General features: G+C 72.0%; 12 protein-coding genes and 1 pseudogene. 8 read left to right on the plus strand and 5 right to left on the minus strand.

Translation table 11 applies throughout. The features are described 5' to 3' along the window. Positions 1–2 precede the first annotated feature (2 nt). Both IMZ35_RS16805 and IMZ35_RS16810 read left to right on the plus strand, forming a co-directional pair. Complete coding sequence (locus IMZ35_RS16805; RefSeq protein WP_199442042.1) at positions 3–1,094, plus strand: spore photoproduct lyase family protein; 1,092 nt, start codon at positions 3–5, stop codon at positions 1,092–1,094. Positions 1,095–1,132: 38 nt separating this feature from the next. After that, a complete protein-coding gene (locus IMZ35_RS16810) occupies positions 1,133–1,579 on the plus strand; it encodes a phosphatase domain-containing protein (RefSeq protein ID WP_199442043.1) in 447 nt (148 codons plus the stop codon). Positions 1,580–1,742: 163 nt separating this feature from the next. Here IMZ35_RS16810 and IMZ35_RS16815 read toward each other — a convergent pair whose 3' ends face one another. Then, positions 1,743–2,129 carry a DUF427 domain-containing protein gene (locus tag IMZ35_RS16815; RefSeq protein ID WP_199442044.1) on the minus strand — a complete coding sequence of 129 codons (387 nt, stop codon included), beginning with the start codon at positions 2,127–2,129 and terminating at the stop codon, positions 1,743–1,745. A gap of 398 nt (positions 2,130–2,527) precedes the next feature. Here IMZ35_RS16815 and IMZ35_RS16820 point away from each other — a divergent pair, with 398 nt between their 5' ends. Next, a complete protein-coding gene (locus IMZ35_RS16820; protein WP_199442045.1) occupies positions 2,528–4,543 on the plus strand; it encodes an FAD-dependent oxidoreductase in 2,016 nt (671 codons plus the stop codon). Between the two features lie 156 nt (positions 4,544–4,699). Here the strand turns inward: IMZ35_RS16820 and IMZ35_RS32095 are convergent. After that, positions 4,700–4,930 (minus strand): annotated as a pseudogene (locus IMZ35_RS32095) (peptidase inhibitor family I36 protein); the annotation flags it as partial. 329 nt (positions 4,931–5,259) lie between these two features. On the opposite strand from IMZ35_RS32095, the gene IMZ35_RS16830 reads away from it, so the two are divergent. Beyond that, a complete protein-coding gene (locus IMZ35_RS16830) occupies positions 5,260–5,421 on the plus strand; it encodes a hypothetical protein (protein WP_199442046.1) in 162 nt (53 codons plus the stop codon). A 298-nt stretch (positions 5,422–5,719) separates the two neighbouring features. After that, a complete protein-coding gene (locus tag IMZ35_RS16835) occupies positions 5,720–8,017 on the plus strand; it encodes an Orn/Lys/Arg family decarboxylase (protein ID WP_199442047.1) in 2,298 nt (765 codons plus the stop codon). Positions 8,018–8,362: 345 nt separating this feature from the next. On the opposite strand, the gene IMZ35_RS16840 is transcribed toward IMZ35_RS16835, so the two are convergent. Continuing rightward, positions 8,363–9,829, minus strand: coding sequence for a catalase (locus IMZ35_RS16840; protein WP_199442048.1), 1,467 nt, complete (start codon positions 9,827–9,829; stop codon positions 8,363–8,365). Continuing rightward, positions 9,829–10,266, minus strand: a complete 438-nt coding sequence (locus IMZ35_RS16845) for a Fur family transcriptional regulator (RefSeq protein WP_199442049.1) — start codon at positions 10,264–10,266, stop codon at positions 9,829–9,831. The genes IMZ35_RS16840 and IMZ35_RS16845 overlap by 1 nt, the downstream gene beginning before the upstream one ends. Positions 10,267–10,388: 122 nt before the next feature. Here IMZ35_RS16845 and IMZ35_RS16850 point away from each other — a divergent pair, with 122 nt between their 5' ends. After that, positions 10,389–11,054, plus strand: a complete 666-nt coding sequence (locus IMZ35_RS16850) for a type 1 glutamine amidotransferase (RefSeq protein WP_368857017.1) — start codon at positions 10,389–10,391, stop codon at positions 11,052–11,054. Beyond that, on the plus strand, positions 11,051–11,728 hold the full coding sequence (locus tag IMZ35_RS16855) for an MOSC domain-containing protein (RefSeq protein ID WP_199442051.1): 678 nt from the start codon (positions 11,051–11,053) through the stop codon (positions 11,726–11,728). Before IMZ35_RS16850 ends, IMZ35_RS16855 begins: the two co-directional genes overlap by 4 nt. 6 nt (positions 11,729–11,734) lie before the next feature. Here IMZ35_RS16855 and IMZ35_RS16860 read toward each other — a convergent pair whose 3' ends face one another. Further along, on the minus strand, positions 11,735–12,373 hold the full coding sequence (locus IMZ35_RS16860) for a MarR family winged helix-turn-helix transcriptional regulator (RefSeq protein WP_199442052.1): 639 nt from the start codon (positions 12,371–12,373) through the stop codon (positions 11,735–11,737). Positions 12,374–12,555: 182 nt separating this feature from the next. Between IMZ35_RS16860 and IMZ35_RS16865 the strand changes: the two genes are divergently transcribed. Then, a complete protein-coding gene (locus tag IMZ35_RS16865; RefSeq protein WP_199442053.1) occupies positions 12,556–13,149 on the plus strand; it encodes a protoglobin domain-containing protein in 594 nt (197 codons plus the stop codon).

Genomic DNA, 13,149 nt, shown 5'->3' on the forward strand with positions numbered 1-13,149 from the left:
TGATGAACGACGACACCGCCGCCCCGGCCCGCCCCGCGCCACCGCTGCTCGCGCCCAGCCGCATCTACCTGGAGCCCGCCGCCGCGGCCCTCCCGCGCGGCCGCGCCGTGCTGGAGAGGTTCCCCGACGCCGAGCGGGTCGAGGTGGACAGCCACTGGCGCATCCCCGAGCTGCACGGCGACGAGACCAACGTGAGCCGGTGGGTGCGCATCAAGACCGAGGCGCTGGTCCTCGGCGTGAAGAAGTCGCTGACGGCGCGTCCCAACGGCCGGTCGGCGAACTTCATCGCCCCGTCGACGGCGAACGGGTGCGCGATGGCCTGCGCCTACTGCTACGTGCCGCGCCGCAAGGGGTACTCCAACCCGATCACGGTGTTCGCGAACATCGAGCAGATCACCGGGTACGTGTCCCGCCACATCACCCGGCAGGGGCCCAAGACCGAACCGGACCAGTGCGACGAGCACGCGTGGGTCTACGACATCGGCGAGAACTCCGACTGCTCGGTCGACGCGGCGATCAGCGACAACGTGCGCGACCTGGTCGAGCTGTTCCGCGACCGGCCGACGGCGAAGGCGTCCTTCGCGACCAAGCACGTCAACCGCGATCTGCTGGAGTGGGACCCGCGCGGCCGCACCAGGGTCCGGTTCTCCCTGATGCCCGAGCGCACCGCCAAGCTGCTGGACATCCGCACCTCGCCGATCCGCGAGCGGCTGGCCGTGCTGGACGACTTCGTGGCCGCCGGGTACGAGGTGCACGTGAACCTGAGCCCCGTCGTCGTGCACGACGGCTGGCTGGAGGACTGGCGCGAACTGCTGATCGCGCTCGGCGACGCCACCGACCCGGTCACCCGCGCGCAGCTCGCCGCCGAGGTGATCATGCTGACGCACAACCGCGAGCTGCACGAGGTCAACCTGGGCTGGCACGCCAAGGCCGAGCAGGTGCTGTGGCGGCCCGACCTCCAGGAGAGCAAGCGGAGCCAGGGCGGGGGCGTCAACGTGCGCTATCGTGCCGGTCTCAAGCGCGCGCTGCTCGACGACCTGCTCGCCCTGATCGCCGAGCACGCTCCGTACCTGCGCGTTCGGTACGCCTTCTGACGAGCGTGCCGACCGGGCCCGAACCGACGGGACCGCACGTGACCTCGTCCTCCGCCCTGACGGGTGCCGTCCAGCTGCCCGACGGCTCCCCGGTGCGCGGCCGGGGGCTGCGCAGCCCCGCGCCCACCGGCCCGCGGCCGGAGTTCGGCCTCTACCTCGGCTCGGCTCGGCTGCGGCGCGAGCACGACCACCTGCTGACCTGGCCGCACGAGTGGATCGACTGGCCCGACTTCCTCCTGCCGCGCGACCGCGACGACGCGATCGCGAAGATCAGGGCCCTGCACGAGCGGGCGAGCGCCGGTCTGGCGGTCGAGGTCGCCTGCGGTGGCGGGGTGGGGCGCACCGGAACCGTCGTCGCCTGCCTCGCCGTCCTGTCCGGGCTGCCGTCGCGGGAGGCGGTCGGCTGGGCGCGGGCGAACCACCACCGCCGGGCGGTCGAGACGCCGTGGCAGCGCCGCTGGGTGGAGAAGTTCCCCGCCGCCTGAGCCGGACGGCTCTCCGCGTCCCCCGGACGAACCCGCTCGAACCACCGGGCCGCCGCGAGCGTCGCGACGGATCGTCGTCGACGTGGTGGAGGTCCGGGGTTCGCCGAGTGCGTCCGCCCGAGCGGTGGCGGAGCACCCCCGGCCAGGACTCGCCCGACCCTCCCTAGGGAGCGACGCGGTCGTGCACGGTGATCTCGACGCGGTCGGGGTAGAAGGCGGCGTGCCCGGCGATCTCCGCGACGGCCGGGTGCGGTGCGGGGTAGGTCCACACCGCGTCGCCGATCTCCGCGCCGTCCCCGGTGACGAGGTCGTAGTAGGAGCAGGTGCCCTTGTAGGGGCAGTACGTGGTGGTCTCGGAGGGCCTGAGCACGGCGGGATCGACGTCGGCCAGCGGAACGTACTGAGCCGCGGGGTACGAGGACTCGCGCAGCGTGAGCGCCGCCGTCGTGTCGGCGATCACGCGCCCGCCGAGCCGCACCACGACCCGCGCCGCGGTCGGCTCGATCGTGATGGGGTGGTCCGGTCCTGGGATCTTGACGTCCATCTGCATCGCCTCGGTGAGTCGGGTGACGAATCACCTCCACAGTAGCCAGGTCCGGCCGGGAGCGTCCGCCGTCCGGCTCCGGCCACCGGAACCACCCGTCCGGCGGCGTCGCTCAGCGCTGTCCGCCGGAGGCGTGGAGCACGTCACCGGTGATCCACCGGGCGTCCTCGGTGCGGGACACGTCGGCCCGCACCGCCAGCGTCGCCGGGACCAGTCAGAAGGAGGCGCGGGCCCGCTACGACGCCGCGGGGACCTGATCCGCCCGTCGTCCGGGTCCGGAGTGGACAGAAGTGACGCGGTGATCCCGTGCACCACCTCACCGTGGGGTGAACGAGGCCCTCTCACGGGTGAAGGGAGGTTGCACCATCTCGTCCGGGGCAACCCCGATCGCTTTCATGTGAACCGTGAAAACTACTCGCCCCCAGTCCTCCGAGGGCACCGTCGGCCGCCGCTCCTTCCTGACGGCCGCCGGTCTCGTCGCCGCCGCGCCGGTCGCCGGCCCGGTGCTCTCCAGCGGCACGGCGCTCGCCGCGCCCGGCGCGCCCGCCGTGCCCCGTCGCGCTCAGGCCGTTGCCGACGACGAGCACTGGCAGACGTGCCTGCGGCTGGCCCGCGAACTGCTCCTCGTCGGGCCGGGTGGTGAGGACCTGAAGCTGGCGTACCTGAAGATCCTGCTCGGCGGAGGTCTGCCGAAGACCACCGCGCCCAAGCGCGTCCTCGTCGTGGGCGCGGGCATCGCGGGTCTCACGTCGGCGCTGCTGCTGAAGGAGGCCGGGCACCAGGTGACCGTGGTCGAGGCCAACGGCAACCGCGTCGGCGGCCGCATCAAGACCTTCCGCAACGGCCCGGAGAGCGGCACGGCGCCCTTCGCCGACCCCCGCCAGTACGCGGAGGCCGGCGCGATGCGGCTGCCCGACTTCCACCCGCTCACCCTGGGACTGATCGACCACCTGGGGCTCAAGCGCAGGCTCTTCTACAACGTCGACGTCGTTCCCGGCACCGGCAGCCGCGGCGTCGTGCCGCCGGTGGTCTACCGGTCCTTCACCGGTGAGGAGTGGCGTAACGGCCCGGACCAGCCCGGTTTCCGCCCGCCCGACCAGGCCGTGCGGACCTGGATCCACACCAACGGCCAGTTGACGCGCCGCGGCGAGTACGCGGCGGACCCGAGAGCGATCAACCGGGGCTTCGGAATCCCCGCCGCCAGGGCGAACGCCACGGCGGCCGCGCTGCTGGACGCCGCGCTGGACCCGGTGCGCGACCACTACTCGACCCCGGTGCCCGGCGGAGGCCGCGTCGACAAGCCGATCCGCGAGCGGATCGAGGGCTGGGCGCGGATCATCCACGACTTCGACCACCACTCGATGGGCAGCTTCCTCACCGACCACGTCGGGCTGGACGTGCGCACGGTGGACGCCATCGGCACCCTGGAGAACCTGACCTCGCGGACACCGCTGTCGTTCATGCACAGCTTCCTCACCCGCAGCCTGGTCAGCACCGGCGCCACGTACTGGGAGATCGAGGGCGGCACGGCGGTGCTGCCCTACGCGCTGTACGACCGGCTGCGCGACGTCGTCCGGACCAACCGGCGGATGGTCCGGCTGCACCACTGGAGCCCGGAGCACGACGGCGCCTCGCCGCACGTGAGCGAGCACGGCGACCGGGTGTGGATCGAGACCGTCGGCGAGAGCGGCGGCGACGACTCGGTGTCCGGCACGCCGGGAGAGACCGAGTCCTTCGGCGCAGACGTGGCGATCGTGACGGTGCCCTTCACCGCGCTGCGCCACGTCGAGACGTCTCCGCAGCTGTCCTACGGCAAGCGGCGAGCCGTGATCGAGCTGCACTACGACTCCGCCACCAAGGTGCTGCTGGAGTTCCGCAAGCGCTGGTGGGAGTTCACCGAGGAGGACTGGAAGCGCGAGCTGGACGCGGTCGAACCGGGCCTCTACGAGCGCTACCGGCAGGAGAGCGACGTTCCCGCTGCCGGGACGGTCGGCGGCGGCTCGGTCACCGACAACCCCAACCGCTTCGTCTACTTCCCGTCGCACCCCGTGGAGGGCAGCGAGGGCGGCGTCGTCCTGGCCAGCTACAGCTGGGCCGCCGACGCGTCGCGCTGGGACTCCCTGTACGACGACGAGCGCTACAGCTACGCCCTGCGCGGTGTGCAGGCCGTGTACGGCAAGCGGGTCGAGGTGTTCTACACCGGTCGCGGCCAGACGCAGAGCTGGCTGCGCAACCGCTACGCGCTGGGGGAGGCGGCCGTGTTCACGCCCCGGCAGTTCACCGAGCTGCACCCGTCGATCACCACTCCCGAGGGCCCGGTGCACTTCGCCGGTGAGCACACCTCCCTCAAGCACTCGTGGATCGAGGGAGCCCTCGAATCGGCGGTCCGCACCGCGCTGGAGGTGAACGCGCTGACCTGATCCCGGTGGCGGGGCGCGGAGCCCTCCAGGCCCGCGCCCCGCCCGACGGATCGTCGGTCGCGCCGGGCAAAGACCGGCGGAGCTGGCCAGGTCGCGGTCGGCCGCCGCGAGGTTCCCGCTCCGGCTCGACGAGACCACGGTGACTCCGGTCCCGCTGTGACCGGCCCCGCTCCACAGGCACCACAGCTCCCCGGAGCGGCGGTTCCACGCGTTCTCGGCGGTGTCGTCCAGCCCCTGCGGGCCGGTGCCGTCACCGAGATCGCCGTCGCCGGTGGTGGAGCAGCCGATCGTCCCCGTGCCGTTCGTGCCGCTGACGACGCACATCCTGCTGGCCGGGCACCGGGTGTGTCCTGTGGCCGCCAGCACCGGCGAGAGCCCGAGGACCACTGCGGGAAGGAGCGTCGTCCTCTTTCCGCACGGCCGAACCTCTCAGCACCGCAACCCCCGTCACGTTCGCGGAAACGCACTGCCGATTCCCCGCGCCGCACGTCGTCCGCGGTCGGGCGACCGGGCGGAGACGGAACCCGAACGGCCGCGCGCGACTCCGAACGGGGAAGGGTGGTTCCGCCATCCGGCCGATCGTGGTGTGACACGCTGGCACAGATGTGTCGAATTCTTCGCCGCGGGGTAGCTCAACCGTGGTCGTGCTCGCAGGGACGCGATGGCGCTGGTCGGTCCGGCGCCGGTGCACGGAACGAAGACGGTTGGGAGCAGACATGCCTCGGGTCGAACGACACCGCCGCCGCCTGCCGGGCAGCTGGTTCCGCACCACCACGGTGCAGAGCCACTACCGCAAGCCGGCCGGCATGATTCCCGCGATCATCGCCGGAGTCCTGGCCCTGATCCTGTTGCTGGTGCTGGTGGCGGTGCTCTTCTGACGACTCGGCCGGCACGACGGACTCCTCTCGACCACCCGCCGCTCGGCGGCGGGTGGTCGAGGACGTTCCGGGGACGGAGCCGAGCCGTCCGGAGTCGCGCACCCGGCGGCCTCCTCCGCCGCGGCCGAGCAGAGCGGTCCACACAGGACTGAACGGGTCGGCGGTGTCCCGCCGTCCTCCCCCGACTCCGTCGGGTGATCTTCCTGCCACGTTCCGGTGGCTTCCGCGCTCGATCCACCCGGAGCTTCCTACTCTCGCACCGGCGGACGTCCGCCGAGGCCGACGAGGGGGCAGTTCTGTGACACGGTCGACCGTGCTCATCGCCGCGGAACGCGCGGTGGACACCTGTGCGGTGCCCGCGGCGAAGGTGGAGCAGGTGTGCGCCCACCTCCGCGAGCGCGGACACGAGGTGGTGGTGGTCCACTCCGCGGGCGACGCCGCCTCGGTGGTCAGGTCCCAGGCCGACATCGCGGCCGCCGTGGTGAGCTGGGAGCTGGTCCGGAGCACGGTGCGGCCGGCCGACGACGGCGGGGTCCTGCGGATGCTGCTGGACAGGTTCTCCGCGCGGCTGCCCGTCTTCCTGCTCACCGCTGGCGACTACGACGACGACGCGCCGCTGTGGGTCTCGGAGGTGATCAACGGCTGGATCTGGCTCCTGGAGGACACCCCGGACTTCATCGCGGGCCGCGTCGACTTCGCCGCCCGGCACTACCTGGAGCACGTCCTGCCGCCCTTCTTCCGGGAACTGCGCAGGTTCGACGACACCCACGCCTACTCGTGGCACACCCCGGCCCACGCGGGCGGGGTCGCGTTCCTGAAGTCACCGGTCGGCCGGGCCTTCCACGACTTCTACGGCGAGCGGTTGTTCCGCACCGACGTCTCGGTCTCCGTGGCGGAGCTCGGCTCGCTGTTCGAGCACACGGGCCCGGTCGGCGAGGCCGAGCGCAACGCCGCGCGCGTCTTCGGGGCCGACGAGACGTACTTCGTGCTGCACGGCACCTCGACGTCCAACCGGATGATCGTCCACGGCGTCGTGGCGCGCGACGAGCTGGTGCTGCTCGACCGCAACTGCCACAAGGCGATCAACCACGGCGTCGTGCTGGCCGGTGCGCGTCCGGTCTACCTCGTGCCCAGCCGCAACGGCTACGGCATCACCGGTCCCGTCCCGCCGGAACGGCTGACCGCCGACGCGGTGCGTGCTCAGATCGCGCGGACCCCGATCGCCGAGCGGTCCGCCGACGACGAACCGGCGTACGCGGTCATCACCAACTCGACCTACGACGGGCTGTGCTACAACGCGGTGCGCGTGGAGGAGCTGCTCGGCCCGTCGACCAGGGTCCTGCACTTCGACGAGGCGTGGTTCCCCTACGGCCGCTTCCACCCGCTCTACGCCCGGCGCTACGGGATGGCGGTCGAGGGTGACCGGGCGCTGAGCCCCACCGTGTTCGCCACCCAGTCCTCGCACAAGCTGCTGGCGGCGCTGTCCCAGTCCGCGATGATCCACGTCAGGTCGGGCGGCAGGGCCCCGTTCGACCGCTCCCGGTTCGACCAGACGTACATGATGCACGGCACGACCTCGCCGCTGTACCCGATGATCGCCTCCTGCGACGTGGCGGCCGGCATGATGGACGGCCCCGCGGGACAGTGGCTGACCACCGAGGCCATCACCGAGGCGATCAGGTTCCGGCAGGCCGTGGTCCGCCTCGGTCAGCGCCTGGCGGAGCAGGTCGACCGGCCGCCGTGGTTCTTCGGCGTGTGGCAGCCCACCGAGGTCGTGGACCCGGACACCGGTGAACGGATCGCCTTCGAGGCGGCACCGCCGGACCTGCTGCGCACCCGGCCCGAGTGCTGGACCCTGGAACCCGACGCGCGGTGGCACGGCTTCGCCGGTCTCGAACCGGGTTTCTGCATGGTGGACCCCGTCAAGGTGACGATCACCTGCCCCGGCGTGGACGCCCACGGCGAGGTGGCCGAGTACGGTGTGCCGGCCCGCGTGCTGACCGCCTACCTGGAGACGCGGCGGATCGTCGTGGAGAAGACCGACGTCTACACGTTCCTGGTCCTGTTCTCGATGGGCATCACGAAGGGCAAGTGGGGAACGCTGCTGGACGCCCTCACGGACTTCAAGCACCTCCACGACCGCGGGGCGCCGCTCGGCGAGGTGCTGCCGGACCTGGTGCGCGCGCACCCCGACAGGTACGCGGGCCTCACGTTGCCCGAGCTGTGCCGGCAGATGCACGACCGCCTGGTGGGGAGCCGGGTCGTCCCCCTGCTCAACGAGGCGTTCACCGACCCGGTCCCGCCCGTCGCGGTCATGACGCCCGCCGAGGCGTACCAGCGCTTCATCCGCGGCCGGACCGAGCTGGTGGGGCTCGCGGACCTCGCGGGGCGGGTGGTGGCCACCCAGGTCACCACCACCCCGCCGGGCATCCCGGTGCTGGTGCCCGGCGAGCGCGTGGGCGCCTCCGACAGCCCGCTGCTGGACTACCTGCGTGCGCTGGAGGGCTACGACCAGCAGTTCCCCGGTTTCGCCAGCGAGACGCACGGCGTGCACCACGAGGACGGCCGGTACTGGATCTGCTGCGTCACCGAGTAGCCGGGGCCGCGCCCCCGGCGGACCGGTCATCCGAGCGCGGTGTGGTCGCGCCGTTCCTCCAGGCCGGAGCGCGGGAGGGCGCGCTCCGCGCGGACGTCACCCCCCCCCGAGGACGTCACCACGGTCCTGCTCGGGATCTTCCTGTCCAACCGGCCTGCTGCTGTGCCTCGCCGTCGAGGCGCTGCGTCCACCGACCGGCCCGTCCGGGAACCGCTCACCCGCGATCCGGACCCGGCGACGTCGGCGGCGGCTCGCGGCCGCCGCTGCTCGGCGTCGGGGAGGATGTCGCCCACCAGTGCGGCGCCCACGGAGCGAGCGCCGCACTCGACCCTCGAAGCATGGTCGTCACAGGGCGCCGATCGCCTCGCACGCCTTGCGAACACCCTCGCCGTAGGCGGGGTCCGCCTTGCCGCAGTGCTCGACGTGCCGCTCGACGGTCTCCCTCCGCGCACCCTTGATGGAGCGGGCGGTGTTGTCGAACAACGCCTGCCGCTGCTCGCCGGTCATGAGCCGGAAGAGGTCCCCCGGCTGCTGGAAGTAGTTGTCGTCGTCCTCGCGGAAGTCGAACCGGTCGGCGACCGCTCCGACGGCCAGCGCGGGTTCGGCGTGGGCGGGCTGCTCCGCCCAGCGGCCGAAGTTGTTCGGCTGGACGCCGGGGACGCCGCCCCGGTTGCCGTCGACCCTCATCGCGCCGTCGCGGTGGTAGCTGTTGACCTGCCGCGCGCCGTTCGGGTGGTTGACCGGGATCTGGTGGTGGTTCACGCCGAGGCGGTAGCGGGCGGCGTCGCCGTAGGAGAACAGCCGGCCCTGCAGCATCTTGTCCGGGCTCAGCGAGATGCCGGGCACGACGTTGGCCGGGGTGAAGGCGGCCTGCTCGACGTCGGCGAAGTAGTTGTCGGGGTTGCGGTCCAGACGCATCTCACCGGCCTCGATCAACGGGTAGTCCTTCTTGCTCCACACCTTGGTGAGGTCGAACGGGTGGAAGCGGTACCCGGCGGCGTCGGCCTCGGGCATGACCTGGACGTAGAGCTTCCAGGCCGGGAACTCACCGCGTTCGACGGCGTCGTAGAGGTCGCGCTGGTGCGACTCGCGGTCGCGGCCGATCAGCTGGCCCGCCTGCTCGTCCGTCAGGTTCTCGATGCCCTGCTGCGTGCGGAAGTGGAACTTGACCCAGTGCCGGACGCCCTCGGCGTTGATCATGCTGTAGGTGTGCGAGCCGAAGCCGTGCATGTGCCGGTACGAGCGCGGGATGCCCCGGTCGCTCATCACGATCGTCACCTGGTGCAGCGCCTCGGGCAGGTTCGTCCAGAAGCCCCAGTTGTTCTCGGGGTTGCGCAGGTTGGTGCGCGGGTCGCGCTTCACGGCGTGGGCGAGGTCGGGGAACTTCAGCGGGTCGCGGAAGAAGAAGACCGGCGTGTTGTTGCCGACCACGTCCCAGTTGCCCTCGGGGGTGTAGAAGCGGGTCGCGAAGCCGCGGATGTCCCGCTCGGCGTCGGCGGCGCCGCGTTCGCCCGCCACCGTCGAGAACCGCACGAACATCTCGCACCGGTTGCCGACCTCGCTGAACAGCGCGGCACTCGTCCAGGCCGTGAGGTCGCCGGTGACCGTGAAGGTGCCGAACGCGCCGGAGCCCTTCGCGTGCATCCGCCGCTCCGGGATGACCTCGCGGTCGAAGTGGGCGAGCTTCTCCAGCAGCCACAGGTCCTGCAGCAGCACCGGGCCGCGGCTGCCCGCGGTCAGGCTGTTCTGGTTGTCGGCGACCGGGGCACCGGCCGCCGTCGTCAGCGGGGTGGTGTCGTCTTCGAACGTCATCAGGGGAACCTTCTCCGATTTCGGTGAACGCCGGGGCGGCACTCGGGGCACAGACCCCAGTGCAGGACCTCGGACTCGTCGACGCGGAAGCCGTGCGTCCGCGTGTACCCGGGGGGTGCTGGGTCGCCTGCCCGATCGACGTCGGCCACCGCGCCGCAGCCCCGGCACACCACGTGGTCGTGGTCGTGGCGGCGCAGCTCGAAGCGGGCCCGCTGGCCGGTTTCGAGCCGGCGCACCAGCCGGGCCCCGGACAACGCCGTCAGCACGTCGTAGATCGCCTGCGTGGACACGGATCCGAGCTCCTCGCGGACGATCCGTCCCAGCTGGTCCACGTCGGCGTGCGGGTGGAGCTCCAGGGCCGTCAGCACGGCGACCCGCTGCTTGGTGACCCTCAGCGAGGCGCCGCGCAGGGCGGCGACCGCGTCGTCGGCGGGCAAGAGGACCTCCGGGGAACTTCGGATTCAGATAGTTAGGACTCCTAGGAATACTCTGGCATGCTGGACGCGCTCGGGCAAGTAGTCCGGACCGGTTCAAGGAAACGAGGTCGTCCGTGCGCTCGGTGGTCGTCCAGCACGTTGCGTTCGAAGGGCCGGGGCTCATCACGCCGGCGCTGTTCGCCGTGGGGAGCACGGTGTCCGTGGTGCGTGCCGACCTCGGCGACGCGCTGCCCACCGCCTCGCAGCTCGACGTGCTCGTCGTGATGGGCGGGCCGATGGGGGCGCTCGACGACCACGAGCACCCGCACTTGGCCCGGGTGCGGAGCCTGATCGCGGACTGCGTCCGACTCGGCAAACCGGTCCTCGGCGTCTGCCTCGGCTCGCAGCTGCTCGCCGCCGCGCTGGGAGCGACCGTGCGCCGCGGCCCGGTCGCGGAGATCGGTGCGGGCGCGGTGGAGATCACCTCGGCCGACGACCCGGTGTTCTCGCCGCCGGGATCGCGGATTCCCGTGGTGCACTGGCACGAGGACACGTTCGACCTGCCGGAGGGGGCGGAGCTGCTCGCGCGGTCCGATCTCTACGCGCACCAGGCGTTCCGGGTGGGAACGGCGTACGGGTTGCAGTTCCACGTCGAGATCGGCTCGCAGGAGCTGCCGGAGGTCGCGCCGTACCTGCCCGCCGACAGGAAGATCGCCCCGGCCGAGATCGACGTGGTCGAGTCCGCGGGTGTGCGGGTGCTCGAACGGTGGGCGGCTTTCGCCGCCGCCGCTGTGGAGGAGGCTCGATGAGCGACGCGCGCGTGGTCACCGTGTCCACCGGTGCCGTGCGGCAGTTTTCGTGGCGCGGGCGCGCCGTGTCCACGGCGATCGCGAAGACGCCGGTGCTGGGACGCGTGGACGTCGGGGTGCTCGGGCTGGCCGGGGACGAGCAGGGCGACCGCGTGCACCACGGCGGGCCGGACAAGGCGGTCCTGCTCCACCCGGTCGAGCACTACGCGGCCTGGGCGCAGGAGGTCGGTGAGCTCGCCACGCCCGCGTTCGGCGAGAACCTCACCACGTCGGGGCTGCTGGAGAGCGACGTGCTGATCGGCGCCGTCTACGCCGTGGGAACGGTGCTGCTGCAGGTGAGCCAGCCGCGCCGGCCCTGCTTCAGGCTCGCCGCGCACCACGACGTCGAGGACCTGGCCGTGCGGACCCAGCGGACGGGGCGCACGGGGATCTACTGCCGGGTGCTGACACCGGGGCGCCTCGGCTCGGGCGACCCGCTCGTCCTCGTCCGCGAGCCCCTGCACGGGATCACCGCGGCCGAGGTGCACCGGGTGGTGAACATCGACCGCGACGACACCGCCGCCGCGCGGCACCTGCTGCGGCACGCGGACGTGCTGCCCGAGTCGTGGGTGAAGCTGCTGCGCCGCCGCTCCGACGGGCATCTCGAGGACCAGACCGCGCGCCTGCGCGGCTGAGCGGCCTCACACGGCGGGCGTGCGCTTCCGCCGGCCCGCCGGCGCGTCCGCCGGTTCGTGTTCGGGGCAGTCGGTCCTCAGGCCGGCCAACGGCAACGGCGTGCGCAGCAGGTGGCAGTGGTGCGGCACCGCCGGGTCGGGGTGCTCGTCGCGGCCGAAGAAGCGGCACGTCGTGCACGTGTGCGTCACGCCCACCACGCCCGAGCGGTGCAGGTCCGCGACGACCCGGAGGAGGGTGTGCAGCGTCGTCGCGCGGTCGGCTTCCGAGATCCCGGCGAGCGCGTCCGTCAGCGGATCGTCCCACGAGGACAGTCCACGTGCGGCTCCTTCTCCCGTGACGGTCAGCGACAGCACCCGCCGGCGGCCGTCCGTGCCGGGGGAGCGCGTCACGAGTCCCTTGCGCTCCAGCGCCGTCACCGCGTCGGACATCGTCGGCGTGGTCACGTCGAACTCCGCGGCCAGCGCCGCCACCTCGTGACGGGTTCGCGGGTGCTGCGCCAGGGCCAGCACCGCCTGCTGCTGCAACGGCGACAGCCCGTGCTCCCGCGCCGTGCGCTGCGCCAGCGATCGCATGCCGTGCCCGAGCCGCTCGAGCGCGTCGGCCAGCCGGCGGTCGAGACCGGCCGTGCCCTCGGTGTCAGTCATGCGGTCCGCCTCGCGAGTAAGGACTTCTCACGGTGATGGTACGTGCTTCCCGCGCTGAGACGTGGGTCACCCGGAGCAAAAGTTAGTAGGAGTCCTACCTAGTTTGTGGCAGACTGGTGCTCACCTCGCCGAGGAGTTCCACCGGCGGCCCGACAGTCCTCTTCGATCTCGAAGGAAGCGACATGACGTCTCCCGAACAGCCACCACCCGGCTACACCCACGACGACCCGGACCTCGCGCCGTCGCCGGTCACCCGTGCCGACCTCGACGGACTGCTGGCGAGCGTCCTCTTCGGACCGGCGGACCAGGAGGCGTTGCGCACGGCCGGTGAGGTCCTCGGTGGACAGATCGACCAGATCCTCGACGTCTGGTACGGATTCGTCGGCTCGCACCCGCACCTCGTGGCCTACTTCTCCACCCCGGACGGCGAGCCGATCGGCGACTACCTCGCACGGGTCCGCGCCCGCTTCGGCCGGTGGATCGTCGACACGTGCACCCGCCCGTATGACGAGCGCTGGCTGGCCTACCAGCAGGAGATCGCGCTGCGGCACACCGCGCCGAAGAAGAACCGGACCGACCGCGCCGACTCGGTGCCGCACATCCCGCTGCGCCACGTCATCGCGTTCATCCACCCCATCACCGCGACGATCCGCCCGTTCCTGGCCGCCGCCGGGCACGACGAGGAGCAGGTGGACGCCATGCACCAGGCCTGGTTCAAGGCGGTCACCCTCCAGGTCGCGCTGTGGTCGCAGCCCTACGCCGGACGGGCGTGGTGA

Source organism: Umezawaea beigongshangensis, assembly GCF_016464305.1.
In the GTDB taxonomy this organism is placed as follows: domain Bacteria; phylum Actinomycetota; class Actinomycetes; order Mycobacteriales; family Pseudonocardiaceae; genus Umezawaea_A; species Umezawaea_A beigongshangensis.

What these genes read in the sequence shown, in the direction of transcription:
- IMZ35_RS16805 (WP_199442042.1), top strand. Translation starts at nt 3, where the DNA reads ATGAACGACGACACCGCCGCCCCGGCCCGCCCCGCGCCACCGCTGCTC.
- IMZ35_RS16865 (WP_199442053.1), top strand. Translation starts at nt 12,556, where the DNA reads ATGACGTCTCCCGAACAGCCACCACCCGGCTACACCCACGACGACCCG.
- IMZ35_RS16860 (WP_199442052.1), bottom strand. Translation starts at nt 12,373, where the DNA reads ATGACTGACACCGAGGGCACGGCCGGTCTCGACCGCCGGCTGGCCGAC.
- IMZ35_RS16855 (WP_199442051.1), top strand. Translation starts at nt 11,051, where the DNA reads ATGAGCGACGCGCGCGTGGTCACCGTGTCCACCGGTGCCGTGCGGCAG.
- IMZ35_RS16830 (WP_199442046.1), top strand. Translation starts at nt 5,260, where the DNA reads ATGCCTCGGGTCGAACGACACCGCCGCCGCCTGCCGGGCAGCTGGTTC.
- IMZ35_RS16840 (WP_199442048.1), bottom strand. Translation starts at nt 9,829, where the DNA reads ATGACGTTCGAAGACGACACCACCCCGCTGACGACGGCGGCCGGTGCC.
- IMZ35_RS16815 (WP_199442044.1), bottom strand. Translation starts at nt 2,129, where the DNA reads ATGCAGATGGACGTCAAGATCCCAGGACCGGACCACCCCATCACGATC.